The 26,559-nt window shown below is 41.1% G+C and carries 30 protein-coding genes; 21 read left to right on the top strand and 9 right to left on the bottom strand.

All coding sequences use genetic code 11. The features are described 5' to 3' along the window. Positions 1-42 precede the first annotated feature (42 nt). From AN394_RS11575 to AN394_RS11565, 3 genes are read left to right on the top strand one after another with little or no spacing between them, the layout of a single operon-like run. Positions 43-2,511, top strand: coding sequence for a YdbH domain-containing protein (locus AN394_RS11575; protein WP_055021577.1), 2,469 nt, complete (start codon positions 43-45; stop codon positions 2,509-2,511). Then, a complete protein-coding gene (locus AN394_RS11570; protein ID WP_054551055.1) occupies positions 2,504-2,686 on the top strand; it encodes a YnbE family lipoprotein in 183 nt (60 codons plus the stop codon). The genes AN394_RS11575 and AN394_RS11570 overlap by 8 nt, the downstream gene beginning before the upstream one ends. Positions 2,687-2,695: 9 nt before the next feature. Beyond that, positions 2,696-3,031 carry a YdbL family protein gene (locus AN394_RS11565; protein ID WP_054551056.1) on the top strand — a complete coding sequence of 112 codons (336 nt, stop codon included), beginning with the start codon at positions 2,696-2,698 and terminating at the stop codon, positions 3,029-3,031. Positions 3,032-3,106: 75 nt separating this feature from the next. Here the strand turns inward: AN394_RS11565 and AN394_RS11560 are convergent, their stop codons facing one another. Both AN394_RS11560 and waaA read right to left on the bottom strand, forming a co-directional pair. Further along, positions 3,107-3,649 (bottom strand): DUF1415 domain-containing protein, encoded by a 543-nt coding sequence (locus AN394_RS11560; protein WP_054561196.1) that lies wholly within the window; start codon positions 3,647-3,649, stop codon positions 3,107-3,109. Between the two features lie 50 nt (positions 3,650-3,699). Then, positions 3,700-4,959: a lipid IV(A) 3-deoxy-D-manno-octulosonic acid transferase gene (gene waaA, locus AN394_RS11555; RefSeq protein ID WP_055021576.1), complete on the bottom strand. Its 1,260-nt coding sequence runs from the start codon at positions 4,957-4,959 to the stop codon at positions 3,700-3,702. A gap of 153 nt (positions 4,960-5,112) precedes the next feature. Between waaA and AN394_RS11550 the strand changes: the two genes are divergently transcribed. Genes AN394_RS11550 through hldE form a run of 3 tightly spaced genes read left to right on the top strand, consistent with a single transcriptional unit; the run spans position 5,113 to position 8,618 of the window. Next, positions 5,113-6,558 carry a capsule assembly Wzi family protein gene (locus AN394_RS11550; protein WP_054560970.1) on the top strand — a complete coding sequence of 482 codons (1,446 nt, stop codon included), beginning with the start codon at positions 5,113-5,115 and terminating at the stop codon, positions 6,556-6,558. Positions 6,559-6,588: 30 nt separating this feature from the next. Beyond that, the gene (locus AN394_RS11545) at positions 6,589-7,179 is read left to right on the top strand and encodes an SIS domain-containing protein (RefSeq protein ID WP_055021575.1); all 591 of its coding nucleotides are present in this window, start codon (positions 6,589-6,591) and stop codon (positions 7,177-7,179) included. Next, on the top strand, positions 7,179-8,618 hold the full coding sequence (gene hldE, locus AN394_RS11540; RefSeq protein WP_055021574.1) for a bifunctional D-glycero-beta-D-manno-heptose-7-phosphate kinase/D-glycero-beta-D-manno-heptose 1-phosphate adenylyltransferase HldE: 1,440 nt from the start codon (positions 7,179-7,181) through the stop codon (positions 8,616-8,618). Before AN394_RS11545 ends, hldE begins: the two co-directional genes overlap by 1 nt. Here the strand turns inward: hldE and AN394_RS11535 are convergent. Then, positions 8,608-9,330: a 3-deoxy-D-manno-octulosonic acid kinase gene (locus AN394_RS11535; RefSeq protein ID WP_054560967.1), complete on the bottom strand. Its 723-nt coding sequence runs from the start codon at positions 9,328-9,330 to the stop codon at positions 8,608-8,610. The genes hldE and AN394_RS11535 overlap by 11 nt on opposite strands. A gap of 124 nt (positions 9,331-9,454) precedes the next feature. On the opposite strand from AN394_RS11535, the gene AN394_RS11530 reads away from it, so the two are divergent. The 6 genes from AN394_RS11530 (at position 9,455) to glpG (ending at position 14,674) form a co-directional block, all read left to right on the top strand. Continuing rightward, complete coding sequence (locus AN394_RS11530) at positions 9,455-10,513, top strand: glycosyltransferase family 9 protein (protein WP_054560966.1); 1,059 nt, start codon at positions 9,455-9,457, stop codon at positions 10,511-10,513. Continuing rightward, the gene (gene gmhB, locus AN394_RS11525; RefSeq protein ID WP_054560965.1) at positions 10,513-11,064 is read left to right on the top strand and encodes a D-glycero-beta-D-manno-heptose 1,7-bisphosphate 7-phosphatase; all 552 of its coding nucleotides are present in this window, start codon (positions 10,513-10,515) and stop codon (positions 11,062-11,064) included. The genes AN394_RS11530 and gmhB overlap by 1 nt, the downstream gene beginning before the upstream one ends. 148 nt (positions 11,065-11,212) lie before the next feature. After that, the gene (locus tag AN394_RS11520) at positions 11,213-12,409 is read left to right on the top strand and encodes a glycine C-acetyltransferase (protein WP_054560964.1); all 1,197 of its coding nucleotides are present in this window, start codon (positions 11,213-11,215) and stop codon (positions 12,407-12,409) included. Between the two features lie 55 nt (positions 12,410-12,464). After that, entirely contained in the window at positions 12,465-13,490 is a 1,026-nt protein-coding gene (gene tdh, locus AN394_RS11515) for an L-threonine 3-dehydrogenase (protein WP_054551064.1), read from the top strand. A gap of 54 nt (positions 13,491-13,544) precedes the next feature. Then, complete coding sequence (glpE, locus tag AN394_RS11510) at positions 13,545-13,862, top strand: thiosulfate sulfurtransferase GlpE (RefSeq protein WP_054560963.1); 318 nt, start codon at positions 13,545-13,547, stop codon at positions 13,860-13,862. Beyond that, positions 13,859-14,674 (top strand): rhomboid family intramembrane serine protease GlpG, encoded by an 816-nt coding sequence (gene glpG, locus AN394_RS11505; protein WP_055021573.1) that lies wholly within the window; start codon positions 13,859-13,861, stop codon positions 14,672-14,674. Before glpE ends, glpG begins: the two co-directional genes overlap by 4 nt. Before the next feature lie 29 nt (positions 14,675-14,703). On the opposite strand, the gene AN394_RS11500 is transcribed toward glpG, so the two are convergent. After that, a complete protein-coding gene (locus AN394_RS11500; RefSeq protein ID WP_371351978.1) occupies positions 14,704-15,072 on the bottom strand; it encodes a flagellar basal body-associated protein FliL in 369 nt (122 codons plus the stop codon). A gap of 201 nt (positions 15,073-15,273) precedes the next feature. On the opposite strand from AN394_RS11500, the gene AN394_RS11495 reads away from it, so the two are divergent. After that, positions 15,274-15,819, top strand: a complete 546-nt coding sequence (locus tag AN394_RS11495) for a chorismate lyase (protein ID WP_054560961.1) — start codon at positions 15,274-15,276, stop codon at positions 15,817-15,819. Beyond that, positions 15,816-16,694 carry a 4-hydroxybenzoate octaprenyltransferase gene (gene ubiA / locus AN394_RS11490; RefSeq protein WP_055021572.1) on the top strand — a complete coding sequence of 293 codons (879 nt, stop codon included), beginning with the start codon at positions 15,816-15,818 and terminating at the stop codon, positions 16,692-16,694. Before AN394_RS11495 ends, ubiA begins: the two co-directional genes overlap by 4 nt. Here the strand turns inward: ubiA and AN394_RS11485 are convergent, their stop codons facing one another. The 4 genes from AN394_RS11485 to AN394_RS11470 all read right to left on the bottom strand — a co-directional run bounded on the left by AN394_RS11485 (position 16,695) and on the right by AN394_RS11470 (position 20,448). Continuing rightward, entirely contained in the window at positions 16,695-17,315 is a 621-nt protein-coding gene (locus tag AN394_RS11485; protein ID WP_054560959.1) for a 2OG-Fe(II) oxygenase, read from the bottom strand. A 141-nt stretch (positions 17,316-17,456) separates the two neighbouring features. Beyond that, a complete protein-coding gene (locus AN394_RS11480; RefSeq protein WP_054560958.1) occupies positions 17,457-18,344 on the bottom strand; it encodes a LysR family transcriptional regulator in 888 nt (295 codons plus the stop codon). Positions 18,345-18,462: 118 nt separating this feature from the next. Beyond that, positions 18,463-19,989, bottom strand: a complete 1,527-nt coding sequence (locus tag AN394_RS11475) for a response regulator (RefSeq protein ID WP_054560957.1) — start codon at positions 19,987-19,989, stop codon at positions 18,463-18,465. Positions 19,990-20,040: 51 nt separating this feature from the next. After that, the gene (locus AN394_RS11470; protein ID WP_054560956.1) at positions 20,041-20,448 is read right to left on the bottom strand and encodes a DUF2721 domain-containing protein; all 408 of its coding nucleotides are present in this window, start codon (positions 20,446-20,448) and stop codon (positions 20,041-20,043) included. Between the two features lie 86 nt (positions 20,449-20,534). On the opposite strand from AN394_RS11470, the gene AN394_RS11465 reads away from it, so the two are divergent. From AN394_RS11465 to tsaD, 3 genes are all read left to right on the top strand, one after another. Continuing rightward, positions 20,535-20,900, top strand: coding sequence for a DUF2007 domain-containing protein (locus AN394_RS11465; RefSeq protein ID WP_054560955.1), 366 nt, complete (start codon positions 20,535-20,537; stop codon positions 20,898-20,900). After that, a complete protein-coding gene (locus AN394_RS11460) occupies positions 20,884-21,474 on the top strand; it encodes a YjaG family protein (protein ID WP_054551075.1) in 591 nt (196 codons plus the stop codon). Before AN394_RS11465 ends, AN394_RS11460 begins: the two co-directional genes overlap by 17 nt. 62 nt (positions 21,475-21,536) lie before the next feature. After that, complete coding sequence (gene tsaD / locus AN394_RS11455; protein WP_055021571.1) at positions 21,537-22,550, top strand: tRNA (adenosine(37)-N6)-threonylcarbamoyltransferase complex transferase subunit TsaD; 1,014 nt, start codon at positions 21,537-21,539, stop codon at positions 22,548-22,550. 9 nt (positions 22,551-22,559) lie between these two features. On the opposite strand, the gene plsY is transcribed toward tsaD, so the two are convergent. After that, complete coding sequence (plsY, locus tag AN394_RS11450) at positions 22,560-23,162, bottom strand: glycerol-3-phosphate 1-O-acyltransferase PlsY (protein WP_082401545.1); 603 nt, start codon at positions 23,160-23,162, stop codon at positions 22,560-22,562. 228 nt (positions 23,163-23,390) lie between these two features. On the opposite strand from plsY, the gene folB reads away from it, so the two are divergent. The 4 genes from folB (at position 23,391) to mpl (ending at position 26,542) form a co-directional block, all read left to right on the top strand. Continuing rightward, positions 23,391-23,747 carry a dihydroneopterin aldolase gene (gene folB, locus AN394_RS11445; protein ID WP_055021570.1) on the top strand — a complete coding sequence of 119 codons (357 nt, stop codon included), beginning with the start codon at positions 23,391-23,393 and terminating at the stop codon, positions 23,745-23,747. Positions 23,748-23,749: 2 nt separating this feature from the next. Further along, a complete protein-coding gene (gene folK / locus AN394_RS11440) occupies positions 23,750-24,238 on the top strand; it encodes a 2-amino-4-hydroxy-6-hydroxymethyldihydropteridine diphosphokinase (RefSeq protein ID WP_054560952.1) in 489 nt (162 codons plus the stop codon). Continuing rightward, on the top strand, positions 24,235-25,038 hold the full coding sequence (locus AN394_RS11435; protein WP_054560951.1) for an undecaprenyl-diphosphate phosphatase: 804 nt from the start codon (positions 24,235-24,237) through the stop codon (positions 25,036-25,038). Before folK ends, AN394_RS11435 begins: the two co-directional genes overlap by 4 nt. A gap of 160 nt (positions 25,039-25,198) precedes the next feature. Beyond that, positions 25,199-26,542: a UDP-N-acetylmuramate:L-alanyl-gamma-D-glutamyl-meso-diaminopimelate ligase gene (gene mpl / locus AN394_RS11430; RefSeq protein ID WP_055021569.1), complete on the top strand. Its 1,344-nt coding sequence runs from the start codon at positions 25,199-25,201 to the stop codon at positions 26,540-26,542. Positions 26,543-26,559: the final 17 nt, after the last annotated feature.

Genomic DNA, 26,559 nt, shown 5'->3' with positions numbered 1-26,559 from the left:
GCGAGAAGCGAGAAGCGAGAAGCGAGAAGCAAGGAGAGTTTTTTGAGTTTTAAGCGTGCGTGTGTTGGGTTGCTAGGTATCGTGCTAAGCATGGTGTTGTTGGCGTATCTTTTCAGATTACCACTGACATCGTGGTATTTAACGCCTATGCTCAGTAAAAATGGCGCCGAGCTTCACTGCATTGATTGGTCATTAACTCGCCAGCTTGATTTGAATATTGAGAAATTATGCTTAACTTATCAAGGGCAGCAAATAGAGTTAGCTGACATCCTTGCTAACAAGCAACAGGTTAGTGTTTCTCGAGCCAATCTTATAATTAGCAATCAGACTAATAATCAACAACCCGACGCTTCACAAACTGAATTTAAAAAGCTTGCCTTGGTATTACCCGAGCAAAGACCGCTAATAAGCATTCAGCAACTTGATGTAGTCTCACCGTTTACCAAAAAACCTGTTAGGCTGGCGATACAAGAAAAACGCCTAAATCATTTTACGATTTCACGGGATCTTGATGCTGACGTTGTAATATCTAATTATGAAGTCAAAGCCAACATCACGTTTGATGAGCAAGTGGCAGAGCGGTTCGTAACATTGCCAACAAGCAGCCATTTTACCACTCAGTCACAGATTAAGTTTGATGGAATTACAGTTGCAATTGAAAGCTCAATTAATGCAAGTTATCAGCATGCAATAAAGCAGTGCGAATTAGGTTTTGCCAGTGAAGGGCAAATGAGTGCTAAGTATCAATTAAATCAACAGCACTTATACGCGGATTTATCAGCTTTACAAAATCAGCTTAGCGCAAACCGAGATTGCTTAAACACCATAGCAGATCAACAGCATCAATCATTTATTGAAGCGCAGTTACCGCTTACTTGGCAGTTACACATTGAAAAACCAGTCAGTGTAGAAGGTGAGCTGCTATCAATCCCAACTGTAAAGCTGCAAGCTACAGAAGGGCAAAGTGAGGTGACAGTCAGTAATACGAGCCTTTCTTTGCTGGAGCCGCTCGCATCACTTAATAGCCAAGTTAGCATTGATTTTAATAGTAAAGATATAGATGAGCTTAAACTCAATGCGCATTTGCATGAAAGCAGCGTTAGCGCTGATTTTCAACTGTCGGTGGAGTCATTACCAGCATTTTTAGATTTTCAGGCTGACGGTGCTCTGGTTGAGGGTATTGGGGCTAAAGGAAAGCTAGATATCGATGAGTTATTTACTAGTCCTACAGCTAAACTGAATACCAATATCAGTGCTAAAAATGCGCTAATATCAGGTGCACAGTTAGCTGATTTTAGCAGCGCGATTGACGCTGAGTATAATGCCCAGCAGCACCTCGTTGTTAAAGCCAATAGCAAGGTTAAATCATTAAATTATGATGATATGAATGCAGTAAAAATAAGTAATGAGCTAACCCTTAGTACAGACCTCAGTGTGGGGGAATTATTTGCTGATATTTATGCCAAAACCACTGCCGCCAAATTATCAACAGCAGAGCTTAGCTTAAATAAGTTGTCTGTTGTGTCAAAGGCTCTTCAAAGCCGCGCCTTGCAGGCAACGCATCATGTATTTGCAGATGGCTTTGAAGCGCTTGTCAGTCATCATATGTCTGAGGTTGCGCATCCATTTGAGTTGGTGATACCAGAGCAAGCAGTATCCAAACTTAACCCAATAATTGCTCAGTTTGAGCCGCTTGCTACAGTCACCGACGGAGTCGTTTCGGGCAATATAAAAGGGGATGTAAATCTTCAACAAGCACAGGGCAATTTGCAGATAGATAAACTTAGTGCGCTTTATAATGATTATCTAGCGAATGATTTTGCAGTGAATTTGAACGGCACGTTTAATTCAGGCCAGCTTAATATTGCAGCGACTAAATTTACACTCAATGAACTGCGCGCTGGTGCCGTGGTCAAAAATATACAAGGTCAGTTGCAGGTAACGGCTAATCAGCCTTGCGCAGCTAATTTAACTGGTCAGGTTATGGGCGGCGCATTTGTGGTAAATAAGTACTGCCCACTCAGTGATAACCAAACCGCGACTGTTAAGTTTGAAAATATTGATGCCAGCAAATTGGTCACCCTTGATGCTGAGTCTGGCATTAGCTTAAGCGGGCGCTTAGCAGGCACCTTACCTGTTGTTATAAGCAAACAGGGCATAGAGGTAAAGCAAGGGCAGCTAGTTAATCAAGGTGATGGTAAATTACTGATTACTAATAATGCAGGTTTTGAAGCTGTAAAAGCGCAGCAACAGGAGCTGAGCACAACGCTGAGTTTACTTGAGAATTTAGATATTAAAAAACTACGTAGCAGTGTTAACCTCAAACCAGATGGTTGGTTACATTTAGGTGTTAATTTAGAGGGTTATAATGAAGCGCAGCAGCAAGCAGTGAACTTTAATTATAACCATGAAGAGAATGTATTTACCTTGCTTAGAGCGCTGCGTTTAAGTGATGAAATTACTCAAAAAGTTGAGAAAGAGTATGCAAAAAAAGGAAGCAATGATGGCTAAGTGGTTAGTAATGCTGACGGCGGTAGGCATGCTGAGTGCCTGTACCCACCGTGTTGAGGTGGCAGCAAAAGAGCCGATTACAATCAACTTAAATGTAAAAGTTGACCATGAGATCCGCGTAAAAGTGGATAAAGAACTTGATACCTTATTCAGTGATGACAGCGAATTATTCTAAGGAGCACACATGCGTAAATTACAACTTAAAAAACTAAATGTGATCACCTTGATCAGTGCTGTTTGTTTATCTTTCTCTGCTTGGGCTATCAGCCTTGATGATGCAAAGAGCCAAGGTTTAGTGGGTGAAGACAGCTCAGGCTATTTAGGTTTAGTGGTTAATAACAGCGAAGCAAAAGCGGTCGTTGACGAAATTAATGCAAAGCGTAAAGAGCAATATTTAAAACTTGCGAAAAAGAACAACCTTTCGTTAGCACAAGTTGAAGCCCTTGCTGCGGCTAAAACTATCGAAAAAACTAAGCCGGGTCACTACATTGAAGTGAACGGTGAGTGGGTAAAAAAATAACTCACTAAATTTAATAGCTATAAAAAATAAAAAGCCAGCATTGCTGGCTTTTTATCTATTAAACGCCGGTAGGTGTTAGCGCTTATCGATGCAGTTTTGCAGCAGCTGCTGCCAAAAGTCGATGCCTTTGCGTCTTGCTAGTTTAATGTTGTGCTCTGGGATCGATTCGGGTTCATCGTAGCTGTCTAACGCTTCGCTCATGCTGGCTTCACGGATCAAATGCAGTGTTGGGTAAGGTGCACGATTCGTATAGTTTGCAGCGTCGCTGTCATCGCTATCAGCAAACACATAGTCAGGATGAAAGTTGGCTATTTGATACTTACCTTCATAGCCTTGCGCAGCTAAAAGCGCATTGGCTAAATCGACTAAATCTAAGAACTCTTCAAAATCCTTAAAGCCTTGCTCAAACATTAATAAAGTGGTTTCGCGCTCTGCTTGTTGGTCTAACGCGCTACATTGCTCAAGCATATCCATTACTGCATCATCAAGCGTAATAGACTGACTGATTTGATAATGAATGCAATTGCTTTCAACTTCTTTACGGGCAAACGGGCAGAAATTGTATTTTACGATTACGCTTGATACCCATTCGCGCATTTGTATTTCTGGGCGATTCATCGCTTGCTTTGAAGTCACATTATTTCTCTATTCTATTTTACTTTTCTATCTTACTTTTCTAAGTAAAGCTCAATTAAATTAACCGTTTTACTGATAGCGCCTTGATTGTTAGCAACGCATTTCTGAGCTTGCTGACCGAGCTTAATCGTCTCTTGTACATCAGTGCTCAAAGCGATAAGTGTGTCAGCAAGGTGATTTTCATCGGTAACGGTTTTAGCTCCCTGAGCACTAATCAGTTCAGGATAAATATGGTCGAAGTTATAGGTATGAGGGCCTGCTAATACGCCAACAGAAAACGCTGCTGACTCTAACGGATTATGGCCGCCTCGCTCGATTAAACTACCACCAACATAGCTGATGTTTGCCACACCATATAAGCATTGTAACTCACCTAACGTGTCAGCTAACACAACTTGTTGGTTGTTATAGTTATCTTCACTGCGACGGCTAAAGCTCAAATTTGAGCTTTTTAAAACTTCAGCGACTTTATCAAATTGCTCTGGGTGACGTGGAGCAATAATCAAAAGTGCGTGGGGTAACGCTTTTAACAGCTTTTCATGAGCAGTTAAAATAAGCTCATGTTCAACAGGGTGAGTGGAGCCTGCAACCCAGATAAAGCGCTCGTTGTTATACTGTTTTTTTAGTACTGCAACTTTATTTAATTGCTCTTCTGTAGGCGTGATATCAAATTTAATTGAGCCAAATACGCGTGCCTTTTCAGGTTTTAAACCAAGTTCAATAAAACGTTTGGCATCATCTTGATTATGACTGGCCAAGTCGCTAATTGACCGCATTATCACCTTAGTAAAAGGCATTACCTTTTGGTAGCCTTGCTGTGATTTAGCTGAAAGTCGGGCATTTAAAACAAGTACTTTTGTGCCGTAATTGTTGCTTTGCGCCATAAGGTTTGGCCAAAGCTCAGTTTCTAAAATACACAGTACCTTTGGCTGGATTCGTTTTAAAAATCGATTGGTAGCGAAGAAAAAATCAATCGGTAAATAACTACAGCTAACCGCATCTTTAAAGTTATTTTTTATTTGCTCGCGACCTGTTGGGGTATTACAGGTTACTAAAATAGTAAGCGCTGGATTTTCTGATTGAACAGCCTTAATAAGCGGGGTTGCCGCTAACACTTCCCCTACAGAGGCACAATGAAAAACAACATCTTGATGAGATAAGTTCGAAAAGCCAAAGCGCTCAGCAAAATGCTCACGGTAACCCTTATTCTTTTTGCCACGTAAAACATACAGGTAAAAAACAACCAGTGGACTTAGTAGGTATAAAAGTAAAGAGTATAAAATGCGCGCCATTGCTTAGCCTAAATGGGTAAAACGTTATGATAGCGTGGAACATACGCGATCTAAATATAAAATGTTAAAAACGGTTATCTTAAAGAGTTTTAAGTGTTTCGCTCTGGGTTATTTGGTAATATTTCGGTTACTTAAGAAATCAACGAAGCAGTTATGAAATTTAAAATGATAAAAGCCTCGGTAATTGGTGCTTTTTTTTGTTGCTCAATGCCTTTATTTGCAACACCAACCCCCTACTTACCTATTGGCATGGATGCACAGCTAGATCATCAATTAGATACTTTGTTTGCACTAACCTTTGGCACACCTATGACTAAACCCTATCGTTTAGCAGAAGTTGAGAAAGCGCTTTTGGTGCTTGAAAAGGAAAAGCCTGAGTTAGCAGCCGCTATTCGCTTTAAAATCAAACCCTATCAAAGTAATGATGCAGTGACTCGTGTCGGTGTAAAATTACAAGTGGATACAGATAATTCAAAGAAAATTGCTAATCAACGCGGACTCAGCTCTGATGAGTGGGGACAAGGCTTTTTCGAAGGTATTTGGCGTGCCAATGATTATACGCTAGTACAAGTTGGTGTTGATTATCGAGCTAAAGAAAATAAGTTTGTAAATTACAATTCGTTTATCAGTTTTGCCGGTGAAGATTTGCAGTTAAATCTTGGTTATAAAGAACACTGGTTCTCGCCCTTTAAGCACTCTGCGCAAATCATTTCTACCAACGCTAAAACTGCACCCTCTATTTCGATTGGCATGGTAAAGCCTGCCCATAACTGGTGGAATTTTGATTTTGAATTGTATTATTCAGAGTTAGAACATGTTGATAATGGTATTCTTTATCAAGGTGAACTTCATAGTGGTACACCAAAGCTTGCAGGAACGCATTTTAGTATTGAGCCTCTTGAAGGTTGGAAAATTGGTATCAATCGTATGATGCAATTTGGCGGTGGGCCTCGTAAAGTAGATGCTGGTGATGTATTTGATGCATTTTTTGATCCCGCCGGAAATGATAATGGAGATTTAGCTGGTGGGGCAGATAATGAGCTTGGTGACCAAATAGCATCGGTTACAAGTACATTAAAATTTGATTGGGGTTTACCAACTGAGCTCTATTTTGAGTATGGTGGAGAAGATACAAAAGAGCACCAGAATTACCAGTTTGGGAATATTGCATATAGTTTAGGTCTTTTCCTTCCTAGGTTAACAAATAATGTATCATTGCGTTTTGAGCATACTAGTATGCATAGTTTCTGGTATAAAAATTACATTTACCCGACCTTTGGTAATACTGTGAATGGTTATGTTATTGGCCACTTTGCTGCAGATCAGCGTTTATTCGGCGATAGTACACCATCGGAAGTAAATGTATTAGAGTTTACTTTCTCTGAGTCTCTAAGCTCCTTTTGGAAAGCCAAATTAACAAGTATTAGCAATGAAAGTAACTTTAGCGCCGGTTTTAACTACGAATATGATGATGCTATTGAACTTCAATTAAGTAACACTTGTCAATTAGACGAGCATACATTAGAGACAACTCTTACCTATGGTGAAGATGTATTTGGCGATAACTATACTTGGTTATCTGTTGCCTATTTTTGGTAAGCAAGCCGTTAATACTTTTAAGGAATATTTATGTCTAATCTTGATTCTGTAGCGGCAAGCTACCTCGAAAGTTTAAATCGTCATCAAATGTTGTTTGAAACGATGGAAACCTACCATCCTGAAGTAATGCAACTACTTGAAGCTTGCCACAGTGCTTTGCAAGCAGGTGGTAAGGTTATTTGGTTTGGTAATGGTGGTAGCGCGGCTGATGCGCAGCATTTAGCTGCAGAGTTTGTTGTGCGTTATAAATTGGAGCGCGGCCCACTTGCTTCTATCGCATTAACAACAGACACCTCAATTTTAACCGCTCACAGTAACGACTATCATTTTGATACTGTATTTGAGCGACAAGTGCAGGCGTTATGTAAACCTGAAGATTTGGTGATTGGTTTAACCACCTCAGGTACTAGCCCTAACATCAACCTAGCACTGTCAGCGGCAAATGAAATCGGCGCCTTTACTGTGGCATTAACAGGTCGAGATGGTGGTAAGGTAAAAGATATCGCTAAGCTACCTATTATTATTAAAAATGATGAAACCGCGCGTATCCAAGAGGCGCACATGTTTATCGGGCATTGGTTATGCGAAGCCATCGATATGGTTGTAGCGGAGCAAAAGTAATGGATTTAGCGTTACTAAAAAACCTTTCAAAGGCGCGTATTTTAGTCGTTGGTGATGTCATGCTAGATAGATACTGGCATGGCGACTCAGGTCGTATTTCGCCTGAAGCCCCTGTACCTGTTGTAAAAGTCAGTAAGTTTGAAGACAAAGCCGGTGGTGCAGCAAACGTTGCAAAAAATATTGCCCGTTTAGATGGTAAAGTGGGCCTACTAGGCTTAGTTGGTGAAGATGAAAGTGGGCAAATCCTCGAAACAATTTTAAGTTCAGAAAAAATTGATTCGCAATTAGTGAGTGTTTGCGATTTACCGACTATTTCTAAAATGCGAGTAATCAGCCGCCATCAACAAGTTGTGCGTCTTGATCTTGAAGAGGCCTTTACTGAGCAACACAGTCAACTGTTATTAAACCGTTTAGAGCTGGTTTTAAATGACTACGATTTTGTGTTGTTTTCTGACTATAACAAAGGCTCACTGAGCTTAATTCAACAAATGGTTCAGGTTGCAAAGAAAGCGGGTAAAACGGTTCTTATTGATCCTAAATCATCTGATTTAAGCTTATACCGAGGTGCCGATTATATAACACCTAATTTAAACGAATTTAAACTTGCTGGTGGTAAAACTGATTCTGAGCATAGCTTAACCCAAAGCGCTCGTGATCTAATCAATGAGGCTGGTATTGCAGCGATGCTATTAACGCGCTCAGAGCAGGGCATGTCGTTAATTAGCCAAGCAGAAAAGCATGATTTTGCAGCCCAACAACTTGAAGTCAGCGATGTTACTGGCGCAGGCGATACCGTAATCGCGACATTAGCAGTGATGCTTGGTGCGGGAATGGCTGCAAAAGATGCAGTTGAAATTGCCAACCTTGCAGCAGGTATTGCGGTGAGTAAACTGGGTGCCGCAACCGTGTCGCCAGAAGAGTTGAGCCGTAAGCTTGGTCAATATTTACAGCAAACTGGCGAGCATTACCAAACGCCTTTTGAAGATGTGCTTCAGCACATTGAGTTTGCTAAGCAAAATGGTGAAAAAATAGTGTTCACTAATGGCTGCTTTGACATTCTACACGCAGGTCATGTGCGCTACCTAGCACAGGCAAAAGCAAGAGGTGACAGACTTGTTGTTGGCTTAAATAATGACGAATCAATCTCTCGTTTAAAAGGCCCAGAAAGACCAATTAATCCGCTGGATGAACGTGCCATGGTATTAAGTGCGCTAGCGTCAGTTGATTGGGTTATTCCATTTGGCAGCATTGAAGAAAATGACACCCCAGCTAAGCTTATTGAGCAAATTAGCCCCGATGTACTGGTTAAAGGTGGTGATTACACCGTTGACCAAATTGCCGGTGCCGATCATGTTCTACGCCATGGCGGCAAAGTCGAAGTACTTGAGTTTCTTAATGGTTGCTCAACTTCTAACGTAATTAGCAAAATTAAGTCTTAAGCAATGCTTGGTAGTCACACACCAGTGACTGCCAATCACTTTGTTGCCAATGCATCACTTCGTTACGGCCTTGCTCTTTCGCAAACGAACGGGCAAGGCGCTTAATGTTCTCTGTTTGCCAGCTAGCATGTGGCTGTTTGATTTCACCGCGGTCAAAGTCGATGATAAACACCTTCCCTGAATCATCGAACAAGATATTGTTGATGTTTAAATCTGCGTGATAGACGCCGTGATTGTGAAACTCGCTGAGAGTGACAGCTATCGCTTTTAGCTCAGATTGGCTAAGTGGGCGCGTGATTAAAATATCTAACACACTTTTTGCGCCTGTCACTGCCTCAGTAATGATATCGCCGCGATAGATTAAGCCTCGGGTGGTCACTTTTGCCGCAATAGGTGTAGGTACATTCAGGCCAAGCTCAAGCAAACGCATCATCAGTGTAAACTCTTTATAGACACGAGTTTGTTTTAAACCAACATATAGGTACTGATCGCTCAGTAACTTACCTACTAACCCACCGCGCCAATAGTGACGCAGAACGCCTGTAAGCTGTTGATGTTTAAAAAACCATGCTGTTGCGCGACCTTTTTTTGCGCCAACTATTTTATCTTGTTGTTGCCAATAATTGGCATCGAACCACTGTTGCGTGAGCTCATCTTTATAAGCTGGGTGACACAAAAGGGTGGTGTTTTGTAGATGCTGAGTTTCAAACATAACAACTTCAAGATTAAATAAAATTAGCGTTATCTTACCGTATTTTTAGCTTTTCGCATAAGTGCTTGCATTAGCATCAAGTTAATTTAAGATCGCATATTATTTGCTGTAGCTAAGGGCGCACGTGACTCAATCAACCTCCTATTCAGATATTTGTATTTTAAGGCTTTCGGCTATTGGTGATGTATGTCATGCCGTATCAGCAGTGCAAGCAATTCAAAAGGCACATCCGAAGGCAAAAATTACCTGGGTGATTGGTAAAGTTGAGGCCATGTTACTGGCTGATTTACCTGGCGTTGAGTTTGTTGTGTTCGATAAAAAGCAGGGAAAACAGGCTTATCAGCAACTAAAAGATACGTTCAAGGGGCGTAAATTTGATGTGTTATTACATATGCAAGTAGCACTCAGAGCGAATCTAGCAGCCCGTTGTATTCCGGCAAAAGTCAAAGTGGGGTTTGATTGGGCGCGCTCAAAAGAGTTACATAGCTTGTTTATTAATAAGCGTATTGCCCCGCAATCAGAGGCGCATGTATTAGAAGGCTTTAAAGGTTTTGCTCAAGCAATAGGGTCGCCTGATTACAAACCTCAATGGCAAATGCCAATTACTGAGCAGCACCAACAAGCAGCCGATGCGCTATTAGGTGAAGAGCGTTTAGCCGGGCGTATTTTTGTTATCTCGCCTGCGGCAAGTAAAAAAGAGCGTAATTGGTTACCTGAGCGTTATGCTGCACTTGCTGAACATGCTCATCAACAAGGCTTTTCGGTGGTTATTACTGGCGGCCCAACCCCTTTAGAGATTGAACTTGCCGAGCAAATTATCGCGCAGAGTTCGGCACCTGTGCTTAACTTAGTAGGGAAAACTCAACTAAAAGAACTGTTATGTGTTTTGAAACGTGCGGCGTTAGTGTTAGCTCCTGATACTGGGCCTGCACATATGGCGGTAACGGTAGAAACGCCTGTTATTGGTTTGTATGCCCACTCAAACCCAAAACGCACAGGGCCTTATTTATACCAAGATTATGTTGTTGAGGTTTATCACCAAAATTTACGTGAGCAAACAGGCAAAACAGCGCAAGAGCTACCTTGGGGAACACGCGTTAAAGGGGCTGATTTAATGGCGCAAATAAGTGTTGAAAAGGTGATTTCGATGTTTGACCACGTGGTAGATAAAGAGCAATTGTAATGAGCAAAGTTTTATTTTTAGACCGTGATGGTGTGGTCAATATTGATCATGGCTATGTATACAAACCAGAAGAGTTTGAATTTGTACCTGGTGTATTTGAGGCGTGCAAAGCCTTCTCTGATGCCGGTTATAAAATTGTGGTGGTAACTAACCAGTCAGGTATTGGCCGTGGTTATTATTCAGAGCAAGATTTTTACAACCTCACTGAGTGGATGAAGGGCGAGTTTTTAAGTAACGGCGTTACTATTCTTGATGTCTATTTTTGTCCGCATCATCCAAGCAAAGCAGAGCCTGCCTATTTGCAAGAATGTAATTGTCGCAAGCCTGCCCCAGGTATGCTTTTACAAGCCATTGATGAGCATCAAATCGATCCATCACACAGCATTATGGTTGGCGATAAACTTGGCGACCTTATTGCCGCTGAAAGAGCTAATATCGCGACCCGTGTTTTAGTTCGCTCAGGGCAAAGTTATGCCGAGTCAACAGAACAACACGCCGATGTAGTCTGCGAGTCTTTAGCTGAGTTACCTGCTTTAATTTTACAGTCTTAGCAGGTAAGACCAGTTTATTTCGCAACCCTTACGGTCTGCGACGAACTGCAAACAGTGCAATTGTTCGGCTAAGCTTTTACAATAGGCGCAAAATTTAATGTCATGCTAATCATTTCTGGTTAGATACAAGAATATGTGGAGATTACAGATGAGAGCATCTGCGTTTTTTAATCAGTTGCAGCAGCAAATTGATGAAGTGAAAGCTGAAGGCTTATACAAAAGCGAGCGTGTTATCACGTCACAGCAACAGGCTCAAATTGAAGTTGCCTCTGGTGATAAGGTCATTAACTTTTGTGCTAATAACTACCTTGGCTTAGCAAATAGCCCAGAGTTAATTAAAGCAGCTCAACAAGGCCTTGACGATCATGGTTTTGGTGTTGCGTCTGTACGCTTTATTTGTGGTACTCAAGATATTCATAAAACTTTAGAGCAAAAGATCTCAGAGTTCTTAGAAACAGAAGACACTATTCTTTACTCATCATGTTTTGATGCAAACGCAGGTTTATTTGAAACAATCTTAGGCCCAGATGATGCAATCATCTCAGACGCCCTAAACCATGCTTCGATCATTGATGGTGTGCGTCTTTGTAAAGCAAAGCGTTTCCGCTATGCAAATAACGACATGAGCGACCTTGAAAAGCAACTTATTGCTGCTGATGAAGCGGGTGCTAAAACTAAGCTAATCGCTACTGACGGTGTTTTCTCAATGGACGGCGTCATTTGTAACCTTGAAGCGGTTTGTGACCTAGCTGATAAATATGATGCATTAGTGATGGTTGATGACTCTCACGCGGTTGGTTTTGTTGGTGAAAATGGTAAAGGTACGCCAGAGTATTGTGGTGTACTTGACCGTGTTGATATCATCACAGGTACCCTTGGTAAAGCACTTGGTGGCGCATCAGGCGGTTACACTTCAGGTAAAAAAGAAATTGTTGAGTGGTTACGTCAACGCTCTCGTCCATACCTTTTCTCAAACTCACTTGCACCATCAATTGTTACTGCATCAATTAAAGTACTTGAGATGCTAAGCAATGGCGGCGAATTACGCGCTAAGCTTTGGGATAACGCAAAGTATTTCCGTGAACAAATGGAAGCAGCAGGATTTACCTGTGCAGGCAAAGACCACGCTATTATCCCTGTCATGTTAGGCGATGCTAAAGTTGCCTCAGCCATGGCTGACAAATTACTTGCTGAAGGTATTTACGTAACAGGTTTCTCATTCCCTGTAGTACCAAAAGGCCAAGCACGTATTCGTACGCAAATTTCTGCGGCGCATACAAAAGAGCAATTAGATACCGCTATTGCTGCCTTTACCCGTATTGGTAAAGAAATGGGTGTTATCTAATTTTATTTCCTAAACCGAAGCTTTTGCTTCGGTTTTGTTTAATTGAGTGTAAATCATGAAAGCATTATCTAAATTAAAAGCAGAACCAGGGATCTGGATGACTGATGCGCCAAAACCTGAAGTTGGCCATAACGATCTGCTTATTAAAATCCGCAAAACAGCAATTTGTGGAACAGATGTCCATATTTATAAATGGGATGAGTGGGCACAAAATACAATTCCTACGCCAATGGTTGTTGGTCACGAGTATGTAGGTGAAGTGGTTGATATGGGTCAGGAAGTACGTGGTTTCCAAGTGGGTGACCGTGTTTCTGGCGAAGGCCATATTACCTGTGGTCACTGTCGTAACTGTCGCGCTGGTCGTGTTCATTTATGTCGTAATACAACAGGCGTAGGTGTTAACCGCGAAGGTGCATTTGCTGAATACCTTGTGATCCCAGCTTTCAACGCATTTAAAATTCCAGATAACATTCCTGATGAACTAGCATCAATCTTTGACCCATTCGGTAATGCAGTACACACAGCGTTGTCGTTTGACTTAGTAGGTGAAGACGTATTAATCACAGGTGCTGGTCCTATTGGTATCATGGCTGCTGCTGTTGCCAAACATGTTGGTGCACGTCATGTGGTTATCACCGATGTAAACGAATACCGCTTAGATTTAGCACGTAAAATGGGCGCGACTCGTGCTGTAAACGTAGCAACTGAAAAGCTTGAAGATGTAATGAAAGAGCTTGGCATGACCGAAGGCTTTGATATTGGTCTTGAAATGTCAGGTGTGCCAGTTGCATTTAACAGCATGCTAAACAACATGAATCACGGCGGTAAAATTGCCATGTTAGGTATTCCACCTTCAGATATGGCGGTTGATTGGAACCAGGTTATTTTCAAAGGTCTAATTATTAAAGGTATTTACGGCCGTGAAATGTTTGAAACTTGGTACAAGATGGCGAGTCTAATTCAGTCAGGTCTTGATCTGAAACCAATTATCACTCACCAGTTCTCCGTGGATGACTTCCAAGCAGGCTTTGATACAATGATTTCAGGCCAATCAGGTAAAGTAATCCTCAACTGGGATTAATACCGAGTAATTTGATAAGGCGGCTTTGGCCGCCTTTTTAGTTTAGAGAGTACTATGTCGTATAAACATATTTCAGTGAGCGAAACATTTGCGCTGTTAGATAAAGAAGAGGTTGTGATTGCCGATATTCGCGATCCTAACTCATTTCAAACTGGGCATATCCCAGGCGCTGAGCATTTATCAAATGCTAATATCAGCGAATTTATGATGCATAAAGAGTTTGATCAGCCAATCATCATCGTTTGCTATCATGGTGTGAGTTCTCAAGGTGCTGCGAGCTATTTAGTAGAGCAGGGGTTTGAAGACGTATACAGCATGGATGGTGGCTTTACAGCTTGGCAAACGCAACTTCCGGAGCACATTGAACGATGATTGAGTTGGGTAGCATAAATAATCCTCGCGCCGCACAAGGCTTTATAGATTACATAAAAAGTAAGGGCTTACATGGAGAGCTGCGCTCGCAAGATGGACAAACTGTGATTATTTGTGTTGCTCCAGAGCACTTTCATCAAGCTCAACCACTTTGGCAGGAGTTTGCTGCTAACCCTCATGACGAAAAATACCAACAAGCTTCATGGCAGGTAGGCAGTACACAATCGCCTCTGTCATATCAGGGGCAATCCCTTAATTTAAAAGCTCGCTTTAAGGCATTAAGCTGGCTAAACCGTACAGTTACTTTAGTCTCGATAGCTATATTTATTGCCTTCTTATTAGGTGGTTTTGAAACTATTTACAGTATGTTGCAGTTCAACCCTGCACAGCCACTAACTTGGTTTACACCTGCCATTGTGCATTTTAGCGCTATTCATCTTATTTTTAATTTGATCTGGTGGATGACGCTGGGTAACGATATAGAAAAACGCAGCGGTAAATTAACCTTAGTGGGTTTATTTTTAGTGACGGCATTCATTAGTAACTGGGCACAGTTTTTAGTTGTTGGGCCTAACTTTGGTGGTTTAAGCGGTGTTGTGTATGGCTTACTGGGTTTTTGTTGGATCTACAGTGCAATGAGGCCAACAGAGCCGCCACTAGTAAGTAATAGCATTGTTGGTTTTATGCTGGTATGGCTTATTCTAGGCTTTGTAGATATGTTGCCTGTGAGTATGGCGAACTGGGCGCATTTAGCGGGGTTATTGGCTGGTATGGCTTATGCCGTGTCAGACAAGCTGCTTTCACGCAAATAAAAATGGCGGCTTATGCCGCCATCTTACAATTAATGATATAAATACTTAGTAAATAACACTTCTCGGACAATCTCTTGTCCTGTTTCTTGTTTTAGTAGTGCTTTTAGCTTTTCGGTGCAGCGCTTTCTGATTTCTTCGCGACCGGTAAGCGATTTAATGTTTTCTTCAGGCTCTTTTGAGAGTATTTCAACAATCGCATCACGCAATAGTGGAGTGTGATGTTCTACGATTGCGATATCAGATAGATCATTGAGCATGAGATCCACCGTAATACGAACATAGCCAAGCTTTTTATTACCTTGACCTATGTAGTTTGTGATGATGTCAGGCTCAAAACCAAAGTAGCCAACATTTGATTCAGCGCGTACAGACCAACTTGTTGCAGTAACAAGTAGCATGCTTATCAAGTAAATTGATAACAATGATTTTTTCATAGTTAAGAATATTCCACCCTTTCAATGATTTTTAGTCTATACCCAAATTCACTTAAGATACAGGCTGTTCTGCGTTTTTTAACCCTGCTTGAGATTAAATCATGACTTTTTCGAAACGTGCAGCAGTGATATCATTTGCACGGTATTTAAAAATAATGAGTCGTTGTGATCACATTCCCAGTTTCATTAGCTGCAAATTGGCAGCCTGCTTCAGCATTTCCAGATTTGACGCAACAACAGCAAGGTTGGTTGCTTGAAGCTGGGTCATTAACAGCCAAGCTTAAAAGTCACTGTCAGGCTTTTTCAGTTGAAGTTTTAAACGAGGCGCCATTTGACCTAACCGCCGAGCAACAAGCGTTACTCAATACCTCTCTAAGTCAGGCATTAAATCGCGAAGTGTTACTTCTATGCGATGGTAAACCGATGGTTTATGCACAAAGCTGGTTGCCGGCAGATGATACATTAAAAAAGCAGCAGTTACTAAGTATGGGAACAAGGCCGCTTGGTGATGTTATTTTTCAAGACCCAAGCTTATCGCGCACAGAAATAGAAGTTGCTGAATTTTCACAGCAGCACGCTATCCAAGCTTTAACATCTGAAATTGGCTTCTCTTCACAACCATTGTGGGGAAGACGCAGTGTTTTTAGCTTATCTAATGCTCATTTTCTCGTGGCTGAAGTATTCTTACCTGGAGCGTATATTTACCTATGAAGCTAGCTGCACTTAAGGTCGCACATATACCTTACTATAAACAGTTAATGCGTACCGATAAGCCAATTGGCACCTTGTTGCTATTGTGGCCAACTTATTGGGCGCTGTGGCTTGCTGAGCTTGGCACACCGAGCTTATTAAATTTTGTGGTTTTTAGTTTAGGCGTCTTTGTGATGCGCAGTGCTGGGTGTGTAATTAATGACTTTGCCGATCGTAAAATAGATGGCTCTGTTAAGCGCACAGCCCAGCGACCGCTGGCTGCTGGTTTGGTATCAAGTGGTGAAGCTCTGAGCTTATTTGTATTGCTTATTGTGGTGGCGTTTGGTTTAGTATTAACACTAGGGTGGTCAACGATATTATTGTCGTTTGGTGCCTTAGCACTGGCGTTTTGTTATCCCTTTATGAAGCGCTACACGCAACTACCGCAAGTTGTGCTTGGTGCTGCATTCAGCTGGGCTATTCCAATGGCCTATATGGCATCGATTGGCTCAGTGCCATTAGAAGCCTGGCTATTATTTACCGCGAATCTTGTTTGGACTGTGGCTTATGACACCATGTATGCCATGGTTGATCGAGATGATGATTTAAAGATTGGCGTTAAATCAACAGCAATCTTGTTTGCCAGCTATGACAGACACATCATCTTTTTACTCAATGCCTTGTTTATTACGATCCTTGCTTACATAGGTACGAGTAATCACCTTGGCTTGCCTTATTGGCTGGGCTTAGCTGCAGCGGTTGGTTTTTTACTTTATCAACAAACGCTTATTCATAAACGAGAACGAGATCCTTGCTTCAAAGCGTTTTTGAATAACCATTATGTAGGGTTAGTGATTTTTATCGGTATAGCAGTATCCTTGCCACTGCCGTTTTAATTACCTTGGTGGGTCGATAATACCGCTGATTGAGGTATTTTTTCTGAACCAGCCCGCAATAGAGTAGCGTACATCGTTTGCGGGTAATACTTCATGCATAAAGCGTTCGCTTTCAAACATCACCAATAAGCCCGCTTGAGGTTTAATGACTATTTCAATGTCTTTACTTTTTGGTTTGTAGATCACCAATTCACCGCCAGACTCTGGCGTATTTAAGTAACAAACCGTTGTAAAAATGCGATTCGAACGGCCTTTGAAGGCATCATAGTGCTTTTTATAAAAGTCACCTTGTTGATACTTGGCATAATGGCATTCATAATCAAATAAGCCTAAATAGAAGCCACGGTTTAACTGTGTCTTTATCGCTTCCATGGTCGCAAGATAAGTAATTTGTGCTTGGCTTGAGCTATCAAACCAAAAGGTTTTATCTTTACGCACGGTTTTATCTATTTGTTGGTCGTTTAATCGGCCAATACCTGCGGTATGAAAATGCGGGTTAATGCGATAGCAATCTGCAATTAAATCGGCAATTAAGCTTTCATCAATCGCGTTTTCAACAACAGCATATCCTGTACGTTCAATAGCATCTAAGTATGTGTCGGTAATAAGCGGTGCGGTCATTCATGTGCACAATCAAAAAAAGGTGCGTAAGTGTATATGAAAAATTGTGTGATGCACGCTTTTTATGCAGTAAAAAAATGAAGAAATAAAGGGGATTGGCTAGCCTGATTAATTACAGGCTAGCAGCATATAAAATAGCTTTTAGCTTTGGCTTGATAACGCCGTTTTTTCAATGAGGTCAAGTAAATGACTAACATGAGAATTCTCATTGATTTGTTGATTTGTTTGGATCACAAGCTGCTCGTGTGCGATACCTTTATTGGTTTTCAATAACAGTAAATCTGGGTCTGAAGAGACAATATTTGTGTGTTCAATACTGGCTATTGCGATGTGGTTTGACTTTTTAAGGCCATCCATTACTTGTTCAATACTACCTACTTTGATGCTAGATGTTTTATCAAAAGATTCGATAGCATCGTTTAGCATAGCTTGCACTTGTTTAGACTGTGAAAAACAGCTGTACATTGGATAGTCAGCAAAGTCGCGTTTACTAATGTCGCTCTTATGCGCAAGTGGGTGGTTTTTAGCTACAAAAATAATCAGTTGATCAGGTAAATGTATATCACTACCAATGCTGTTCATTGCCTGCGAGCATACGCTAATATCAATTTCACCTAATTGCAGTTTACGTACAAGTTCACTTTGCTCTTGTAGTTGCATCTCGATTTTTACATGCGGATACTGCGCTAAAAATTGGCCGCAAGAAACAGGCACAACCGTGCTTGCCTTGTTGGTATAACCAATAACTAATTTTTCGTTAGTGCAACCATTTAAAGATTCGAATAAACGCTTTTTGGTTTCTTCTAGATTGTCGAGGGTTTGTTTAGCGTACTCAAGGAAAAGTTCACCTTCTTTGGTTAACTTAACTGAGCGTGTAGAGCGGGTAACGAGCTCATAGCCAATTTCATCTTCGAGCGTCTGAATACTGCGAGTTAACGCTGAAGTGCTGATTTGGGTTTTTTCTGCAGCTTGTCGGAAATGCCTCAGCACCCCGAGCGCCACAAATTGTTCAAGTTGTTCAAATCTCACTTTAATAGTCCCTTGTTATAAGTAAGCCTTTTACGTCCAGGCAATATTATTATACTTCACGGTAGGCATAGTAAATTATTGTACCTATTTTGGGAAGTGTTTTACAGAAAAGTTACATCTAATCAGGATAACGGTCCTTAATCTCTAAGAAAAGTGGTAAATTTTCAAGTAATAAGTCGACTAGAATTGGATCAAAATGTTTCGCGCGCTGATCTTTTATGAGAGTTAACGCCTCTTCTAATGGCCATGCCTTCTTATAACAACGGTCGCTGCAAAGGGCGTCAAACACATCGGCGAGGGCGGTTATGCGGCCAACTATATTAATATCGTCTGCCATTAAACCTTGCGGATACCCTGAACCATCCCACTTTTCATGATGCTGGTAAGAAATTAAAGCACCGCATGTCAATATCTCGTTACTTGAGTTTTTTAATATTTCATAGCCGATTTCTGCATGGGTTTTCATTATTTCCCACTCATCATCAGTGAGTTTACCCGGTTTATTCAATATGCTGTCTGGAATGCTGATTTTACCAATGTCATGTAGTGGTGAAGCAAGCTTAATTATTTCACATTGAAATGGATTAAGCTCTGAAAGTTGAGCAAGTAACTCACTATATAAAGCAACACGTTTAACGTGAGAGCCGGTTTCTTTAGAGCGTTTTTCTACTGCTTCTCCAAGAATGTACGACAGCTCTTTTTGCGACTCTTTTACCATTTCTCTGAGTTTTAAATTATCGTAAGCAAGCGCGATATTGTTGGCATAAAACTCTAACAGTTGATGTTCTGTGGCCTGTAACTTACTGCCTTTATGAACATAAAGCATGGTTTCAAGGCCGGCTTTGGTAGGGAAGTAACCAATATAATCATTACTTGTTTTTAGTGATGATTTTCGCTCATGTGCATCTATAAATAAGTTTTTTACTTCATCAGGAATGGTGTTTTGCTGTGGTGTGGGGCCTACACCTGAGGCTGCAAGCAATTGAAAATCTTTTGCTGGTGACGATTGTAGATTAACGGCTGCAGCACAATAAATTTGCGTGTCATTAATGCCCATCACGTTAGTGACATGGCTTAAAATTGTTGAAGCAAATTCATGAACACTGTCACATTTTAAAAAGTTAGCGGACGCGTTGATGATCTGCTCAAGACCATGCTTGTGCCGGTCTATAATTTGAATATCTCGGTGTGCTCTTAACGCGGAGTAAAGCAAGGTTTTAATTTTAATCGCGGTGAGCTCAGTTTTGTTTTTATAATCGTTAATGTCGTAATCGCGGATAATCGCTTCTTCTGGGGCTTCACCTGGCTGACCTGTGCGAAGAATTAAACGAATATCGTGGTTTTCTATTTCATCGCGAATGTATTGAATAAGCTCAAGACCAGCATGGTTGGTTTCCATAACCACATCAACTAGAGCAACAGAAAAGGGAATATCTTTTTTTAAAAACTCTTTTGCTTCGGCCGCAGAGTAGGCGTCATAAAAGCGCAGACCTTTATTTTCGAAAGTGAAGCCAGCTAATACTAGTTTCGTAACTTGATGGATATCTTCTTCATCATCAACAACAAGAATATGCCAGTATTCAGGCTCTTCAGTTTCTAAATTATTTTCTTCTAACTGTTCTTCAGAAAATAAGAAATCATCCACAAAAACACCACTTATTGTTGTATCTCATACAATAAGTATAGAGGCAGAAATTTACTCTGCCTTATCTGAAACTGGTTTTTTTTCGATATTCTTTAATTCGATTTCAATAGCATCACAAGAAATGTGGATCTCATACAAAGAGGTGAGAAGTGACAAGGCTAAGCAAGCGAGGCTGATACCAAATAAAATGATTCCTGTAGTATTAAACTCTATAAATAATGCAAACATTGATAAGGTACACATCAGAAAAGAGGCAACACCATAAACCTGCATCACCCGAATGAGTTTAATGCGTTTTCTTAAATTGGTAATTTGTGCAACAACTAATGGGCGGATACTTTCCCCTTCACGTGCATTGAGTTCTCTAATAAGTTGAGCAAGCACCAAAAAACGGTTGGTGTAAGCAAGTAACAGTAAAGAAATTGCTGGGAATAACAATCCCGGTGTTGTTAAAGTCATTTGGCTACCTTGAAATAAGCATTGCAGCGAAGTTAGTTGCTAGCGTAGTTTAGGATTTAAAGATAGAAAAGTAAAAGGGAAGTGATTTGCAAAACAATAATTTAAATCAACCTGCTAAGCAGGACCCATTCGCTTGGGTGAAAGTGTTTCAGGCTGAAAATGGCTTAGAAGCCAACATTATTAAAGGGCTTTTAAAAAGTAAAGGGATCGAATCGCAACTGCAAGGTGAGCTTTTACAAGGGGCGCTTGGGGAGATCCCATTTGAACAAACAGGGGTCGATATACTCGTTTACGCATTAAAAGAGCGCCAGGCGCAAGAAATATTGCTAAACTACCGGCAATTAAAACAATCGGCTCCTGACTGGGTATGCCCTAAGTGTCATGAGCTTAACGGAGCAACATTTGAAATATGTTGGTCTTGTGGGACTGTAAAGAATGACGAAAGCGAATAATTTTCAACGTATTAGAGAATTAAACTATTTGCAAAAAGCGGTATTAGGTGGCGCATTACTTGAGCGTATGCTGCCTAATTACAGCTTATTTAGTGAAGCAACAGGGTTTGGTGACGCTGCGGTTTTTCGTAGCGCATTAAGTGTCTGCTGGGAAAAAATCTTACTACCAAAAAGTAAAATCAGCCTTGAAAAGCAAATTGAAAAAATAGAGCCGAATGTGCCTGAGTTAACTGACTTTGACATGTTCGGGACTTATCCCGCAATCGATACAGCAACTGCTTTGCTTGGCATGTTGCACGGTTTGATAGCTAAAGATGAACAAGAGTTTTTAAATATTAGTAAAATTTCACAAGCTTCAGTGGCTCGTTTCATTGAATATCAACTAACAGTGGATGGTGAAATTGCTGATAACAAAGCTGTTCGTGAACACCCTTTAATGCAGTATGAAATTGATGTGCTTGCAGAGCTTATTGATTTTGTAGAGCAAATGGGCCGAATTACCTCAGAGAACGTAAAAGAGCTTAAGCAACTTGCTGTATCTGACGGCCAAACCAACATCGGTATTGCAATTTAATATTCAGTAATGCGTATTTTCACTGTAAAATACGCATTTGTTTTTTCTTGGCGGAGTAATTGATGCGAATTTTAGGTATTGAATCATCATGTGATGAAACGGGTATTGCCATTTATGATGATGAACAAGGCTTATTAGCACATCAACTGTATAGCCAAGTAAAAGTGCATGCCGATTACGGCGGTGTGGTACCTGAGCTTGCGTCACGCGATCACGTACGTAAAACCTTACCTTTAATTGATGCCGCACTTGCACAAGCTGGCTGTGGCCCAGAAGACTTAGATGGTATTGCTTACACCGCAGGTCCTGGACTTGTTGGTGCACTCCTTGTGGGAACTTCTATTGGTCGCTCATTGGCTTATGGTTGGAATATTCCAGCCGTTGCTGTACATCATATGGAAGGTCACCTTCTTGCGCCAATGCTAGAAGAAGATAAACCGGAATTTCCGTTTATCGCACTATTGGTGTCTGGCGGTCATACTATGATGGTTAAAGTATCTGGCATTGGTGAATACGAAGTGCTGGGAGAGTCAGTTGATGACGCTGCCGGTGAAGCATTCGATAAAACCGCGAAGTTATTAGGTCTTGATTACCCTGGTGGTCCACGTTTAGCAAAACTTGCGGAGCAAGGTACGCCTGAGCGTTTTGTATTTCCACGTCCGATGACTGATAAACCAGGCTTAGATTTTAGCTTTAGTGGCTTAAAAACAGCGGCATCGCTTGCGATTCGTGATAGCGATGATGACGAGCAAACCAAAGCTGATATTGCTCATGCATTCCAAACAGCGGTAATAGATACCCTAATCATTAAATGTAAGCGTGCATTAAAGCAAACAGGTATCAAACGTTTAGTGATTGCCGGTGGTGTAAGTGCAAACGTGCAATTGCGTGCTCAACTTGAGCGAGTAATGCAAGGCATGAAAGGGCGCGTGTATTACCCGCGCACAGAGTTTTGTACAGATAACGGCGCTATGATTGCTTATGCTGGTATGCAGCGTTTGAAAGCAGGTCAGTTTGCTAGCCTCGATATGAAAACTAAGCCGCGCTGGCCTATTGATTCACTCGAAGCACTTTAATTTATAGCACTATTCCTGCTCTGGGGCTTTTTTCTTAGCCCCTACTTTAGGTTCTTCCCCCGCCATCAAACGAGTAATATTTGCTCTGTGACGGAAAATTATTAACACGGTCAAAAAGGTAACTGGCAAGGTATACAAAGGTTTTATCCACCATGTATAAAGAGGCGCTAAAGAAACCGTAACCAGTGCCGCAAGCGATGAATAACGTGTGATAGCAACAATTAAGATCCAAGTTGCAATCAACATCCCACCTAGCGATAAACCAATGGGTAATAACGTGCCAAAAGCGGTCGCGACGGCCTTACCACCTTTAAAGCTAAAAAACAGCGGATACATATGCCCTAAACAGGCTGCCACACCAATTAAACCTAGCATTAGTGGGTCTATTTTTAAAAAGTAGGCACCCCAAACAGGGATGGTTCCTTTTAAAATATCAAAGACAAGAACTAAAACAGCGGGGACTTTACCACCTAGGCGATAAACATTTGTAGCACCCGGGTTATTCGATCCATGACTGCGTGGGTCTGGTAGTTTAAACAGCCGTGATACAAGGATAGCGGAAGAGACCGATCCCAGTATGTAAGCTAAAACTAACATTAAAACTTCTAACACGCGCTTCCTTATTTTTTAATCTGCACTTTTGGGCTATCATTGGCGGCAAAACCATCTGCCGCTCTCATCGAGTAGAATGTAAGCACCTTATTGCAATGCATCTATCCGTTATTGTAGGGGTAATTTTTATATATTAAAACAGTATGACAGCTTATATAGCGCATTATTGTTATCAATAAGCGTTTAGTATGAGGAGTTGTTTTAATATTCATGTCACTTGGAGTATCAATGGACAAGGTATATATATCACAACTACATGTAGACACCATTATTGGCGTGTATGATTTTGAAAAAGAAAGTAAACAAAGCCTGTATTTTGATATCGAAATGTTATGTGATATTTCTGCCGCAGCGGCAACTGATGATATAAATTTAGCACTTGATTACGCCAAAGTGAGTGAGCGAGTGATTGAACACACAACGGCAAAACCAGTTGAGTTACTTGAAACTTTAGTTGAGCAATTAGCTGCCATTATTTTAGCTGAGTTTGCTACTAACCAAGTCACTATACGTGTTAGTAAACCAGCCGCAGTGCCACAAGCGCAAACTGTGGGAGTTGAGATCACCCGTCGTAAGGCAAACTAACCATGGCGCAAATTTTTATAAGCTTAGGCTCTAATGTCAATAAAGAGCATTATCTTCGACAAGCGCTTATTGCCTTAAAGCCTCACTTTCCAGACTTTATACATTCGTCTGTTTATGAAAGTGAAGCGGTGGGGTTTGCAGGTAGTAATTTTTATAATTCAGTGGTCGCAGCAAAAACAGATATGCCATTAGCTGAACTATGTAAACTACTGAAAAAAATTGAACTTGATAATGGCCGCACTCGTGAGGATAAAAAGTTTAGTCCTCGCACATTAGACCTTGATTTATTGTTTTATGATGACATTATCTGTGATTCGCCTGCGCAATTACCGCGGGATGAAATAACCAAAAATGCGTTTGTATTGCAGCCTCTAGCTGAAATTGCTCCTGATTTTTATCACCCCGTAGCTAAGCTAACCTTGGCTGAGTTATGGAATAATTATAACAACCCACAACAAAAACTATGGAAGGTGGAGTTTTCTAACCCATGAGTATTATTGAGATAATTGTTTTAGCCTTAATTCAAGGATTGACTGAGTTTTTACCTATTTCGAGCTCAGCACATTTAATTTTACCCTCACAAGTTTTAGGTTGGCACGACCAAGGCTTGGCATTTGATGTTGCGGTACACGTAGGTACGCTAGGTGCTGTGGTACTGTATTTTCGTAAAGAAGTGGTGGATATTCTCGGTGCGTGGTTTAAATCGTTTGGTTCACAAGGCGCAACCGATGATAGTCGTTTAGGCTGGTGGATTATTGTTGCGACCATTCCAGCATTATTAATTGGTTATTTATTTAAAGATTTTGTGGAAAGCTACTCGCGTAATGCCTGGGTTATTGCTACTTCAACCATCGTATTTGGTTTGTTACTTTGGTATGCCGATGTAAAAGCAAAGCAAGTTAAGAATATTTACCAAGTAAACTTTTTCAGTGCGCTTTTATTAGGCTTCTCGCAAGTACTCGCTATGGTATTTCCTGGCACATCCCGTTCAGGTATTACCATTACTGTGGGCTTAATGCTGGGTCTAAACAAGCAAAGCGCTGCACGTTTTTCGTTTTTAATGTCGATTCCGGTTATTGCCGCAGCTGGTTCATATTATGTATATCAATTGGCTACAGCGGGCGAGGCAATTGATTGGCATGCAATTCTATTAGGCGCAGGTTTATCATTTGTATCGGCTTATGCATGTATTTTCTTTTTCTTAAAAGTGATTGAGCGCATGGGCATGATGCCATTTGTTATCTATCGCTTACTATTAGGTGTCGGTTTGTTTGCATTCTTAATGCTGTAAAATAGGCTTTAAACTTAATTAAAAAACACCTCAAGTTGAGGTGTTTTTTTATGTTGGCAATTTGGCAATACTCTAATGCCGTGTAGTAATGGTAAGTAAAGCTTATATTTGGCATTATAACGCCTTACTTATCTCTTATTCATTTTGCTCAGGACAGTAGATGCATATTCACATTCTTGGAATTTGTGGCACCTTTATGGGTGGTATTGCCGCAATCGCTAAATCGTTAGGTCACACAGTGACAGGCTCTGATCAAAATGTGTACCCGCCGATGAGCACGCAATTAGAAGAGCTAGGAATTACACTCACCCAAGGTTATGACGTTGCCCAACTAGAACCCGCGCCAGATATGGTGGTGATTGGTAATGCTATGAGCCGAGGCAACCCTTGCGTTGAATACGTTCTTGATAAAGGCTTGCCTTATACTTCTGGTCCAGAATGGTTAAAGCATAATTTACTGCAAAACTCTTGGGTGTTGGCTGTGGCCGGAACACACGGCAAAACGACTACAGCCAGTATGCTGGCATGGTTACTAGAATACGCAGGAATGAAACCGGGCTTTTTAATTGGTGGTATCGTACAAAACTTTGGTGTGTCTGCCCGTGTAGGCGAAACGCCATTTTTTGTTATTGAAGCCGACGAATACGACACGGCGTTTTTCGATAAACGCAGTAAATTTGTTCATTACTTACCGCGCACCTTAATTCTAAATAATCTTGAATTTGATCATGCTGATATTTTTGAAGATTTAAACGCGATAAAGAAACAATTTCACCACTTGATGCGTACATTACCCTGTAGTGGCAAAGTGATTTGGCCAAGCCAAGACGAAGCACTACAAGATGTGATTGAGCGTGGCCTTTGGAGCGAAAGTGAAACACTGGAGGGTGATTGGGATTACCGTTTACTAAAAGCTGATGGTAGTGAATTTGAAGTACTACTAAATTCACAAGTGCAAGGTGTTGTCAGTTGGCAAGCTATGGGCGAGCACAATGTCAAAAATGCCATTATGGCCATTGCAGCAGCCAGACACGTAGGCATCGCGGTATCAGTCAGTATTGCAGGCTTAACTGAGTTTATCTCTCCTAAGCGCCGTATGGAGCTTAAAGCCGACGTTAACTCAATAAAAGTGTATGACGACTTTGCCCATCATCCAACGGCAATTAAAACGACCTTAGCAGGGTTACGTGCAAAAGTAGGCACTGAGAAGATAATTGCTATTTTAGAGCCTCGTTCAAACACCATGAAAATGGGCGTGCATCAACAAACCCTGATTGATTCACTCGATGCAGCAGATGATGTGTATTTATTTGAGCCAGAAAATTTAAGCTGGTCACTTAAAGGGTACGCAGACAAAGCAGGTATGCATTGCATGAAAAGCACTGAGGAAATCATTACTCAGGTTGTTGGCAACAGTGCGCCGTCACAGCATATTTTAATTATGAGTAATGGTGGTTTTGAAGGTATTCATCAGCGTTTAATCACAGCCCTTGAGCAAAACTAACCAGTATACGGAGCTTA

Source organism: Pseudoalteromonas sp. P1-26 (assembly GCF_001401795.1).
Taxonomy (GTDB): Bacteria; Pseudomonadota; Gammaproteobacteria; order Enterobacterales; family Alteromonadaceae; genus Pseudoalteromonas.
The sequence above is the reverse complement of the archived record's forward strand: the minus strand, read 5'-3'. Positions and strand labels throughout refer to the sequence as shown.

Bases quoted from the DNA above. Each gene is read 5' to 3' on its own strand.
- AN394_RS11565 (WP_054551056.1), top strand. From the start codon at position 2,696: ATGCGTAAATTACAACTTAAAAAACTAAATGTGATCACCTTGATCAGT.
- AN394_RS11520 (WP_054560964.1), top strand. From the start codon at position 11,213: ATGAGAGCATCTGCGTTTTTTAATCAGTTGCAGCAGCAAATTGATGAA.
- gmhB (WP_054560965.1), top strand. From the start codon at position 10,513: ATGAGCAAAGTTTTATTTTTAGACCGTGATGGTGTGGTCAATATTGAT.
- AN394_RS11545 (WP_055021575.1), top strand. From the start codon at position 6,589: ATGTCTAATCTTGATTCTGTAGCGGCAAGCTACCTCGAAAGTTTAAAT.
- hldE (WP_055021574.1), top strand. From the start codon at position 7,179: ATGGATTTAGCGTTACTAAAAAACCTTTCAAAGGCGCGTATTTTAGTC.
- glpE (WP_054560963.1), top strand. From the start codon at position 13,545: ATGTCGTATAAACATATTTCAGTGAGCGAAACATTTGCGCTGTTAGAT.
- AN394_RS11535 (WP_054560967.1), bottom strand. From the start codon at position 9,330: ATGTTTGAAACTCAGCATCTACAAAACACCACCCTTTTGTGTCACCCA.
- waaA (WP_055021576.1), bottom strand. From the start codon at position 4,959: ATGGCGCGCATTTTATACTCTTTACTTTTATACCTACTAAGTCCACTG.
- folK (WP_054560952.1), top strand. From the start codon at position 23,750: ATGGCGCAAATTTTTATAAGCTTAGGCTCTAATGTCAATAAAGAGCAT.
- AN394_RS11470 (WP_054560956.1), bottom strand. From the start codon at position 20,448: ATGACTTTAACAACACCGGGATTGTTATTCCCAGCAATTTCTTTACTG.
- folB (WP_055021570.1), top strand. From the start codon at position 23,391: ATGGACAAGGTATATATATCACAACTACATGTAGACACCATTATTGGC.
- glpG (WP_055021573.1), top strand. From the start codon at position 13,859: ATGATTGAGTTGGGTAGCATAAATAATCCTCGCGCCGCACAAGGCTTT.
- mpl (WP_055021569.1), top strand. From the start codon at position 25,199: ATGCATATTCACATTCTTGGAATTTGTGGCACCTTTATGGGTGGTATT.
- AN394_RS11500 (WP_371351978.1), bottom strand. From the start codon at position 15,072: ATGCTACTTGTTACTGCAACAAGTTGGTCTGTACGCGCTGAATCAAAT.
- AN394_RS11550 (WP_054560970.1), top strand. From the start codon at position 5,113: ATGAAATTTAAAATGATAAAAGCCTCGGTAATTGGTGCTTTTTTTTGT.
- AN394_RS11560 (WP_054561196.1), bottom strand. From the start codon at position 3,649: ATGAATCGCCCAGAAATACAAATGCGCGAATGGGTATCAAGCGTAATC.
- AN394_RS11435 (WP_054560951.1), top strand. From the start codon at position 24,235: ATGAGTATTATTGAGATAATTGTTTTAGCCTTAATTCAAGGATTGACT.
- AN394_RS11570 (WP_054551055.1), top strand. From the start codon at position 2,504: ATGGCTAAGTGGTTAGTAATGCTGACGGCGGTAGGCATGCTGAGTGCC.
- AN394_RS11485 (WP_054560959.1), bottom strand. From the start codon at position 17,315: ATGACCGCACCGCTTATTACCGACACATACTTAGATGCTATTGAACGT.
- tsaD (WP_055021571.1), top strand. From the start codon at position 21,537: ATGCGAATTTTAGGTATTGAATCATCATGTGATGAAACGGGTATTGCC.
- AN394_RS11460 (WP_054551075.1), top strand. From the start codon at position 20,884: ATGACGAAAGCGAATAATTTTCAACGTATTAGAGAATTAAACTATTTG.
- tdh (WP_054551064.1), top strand. From the start codon at position 12,465: ATGAAAGCATTATCTAAATTAAAAGCAGAACCAGGGATCTGGATGACT.
- ubiA (WP_055021572.1), top strand. From the start codon at position 15,816: ATGAAGCTAGCTGCACTTAAGGTCGCACATATACCTTACTATAAACAG.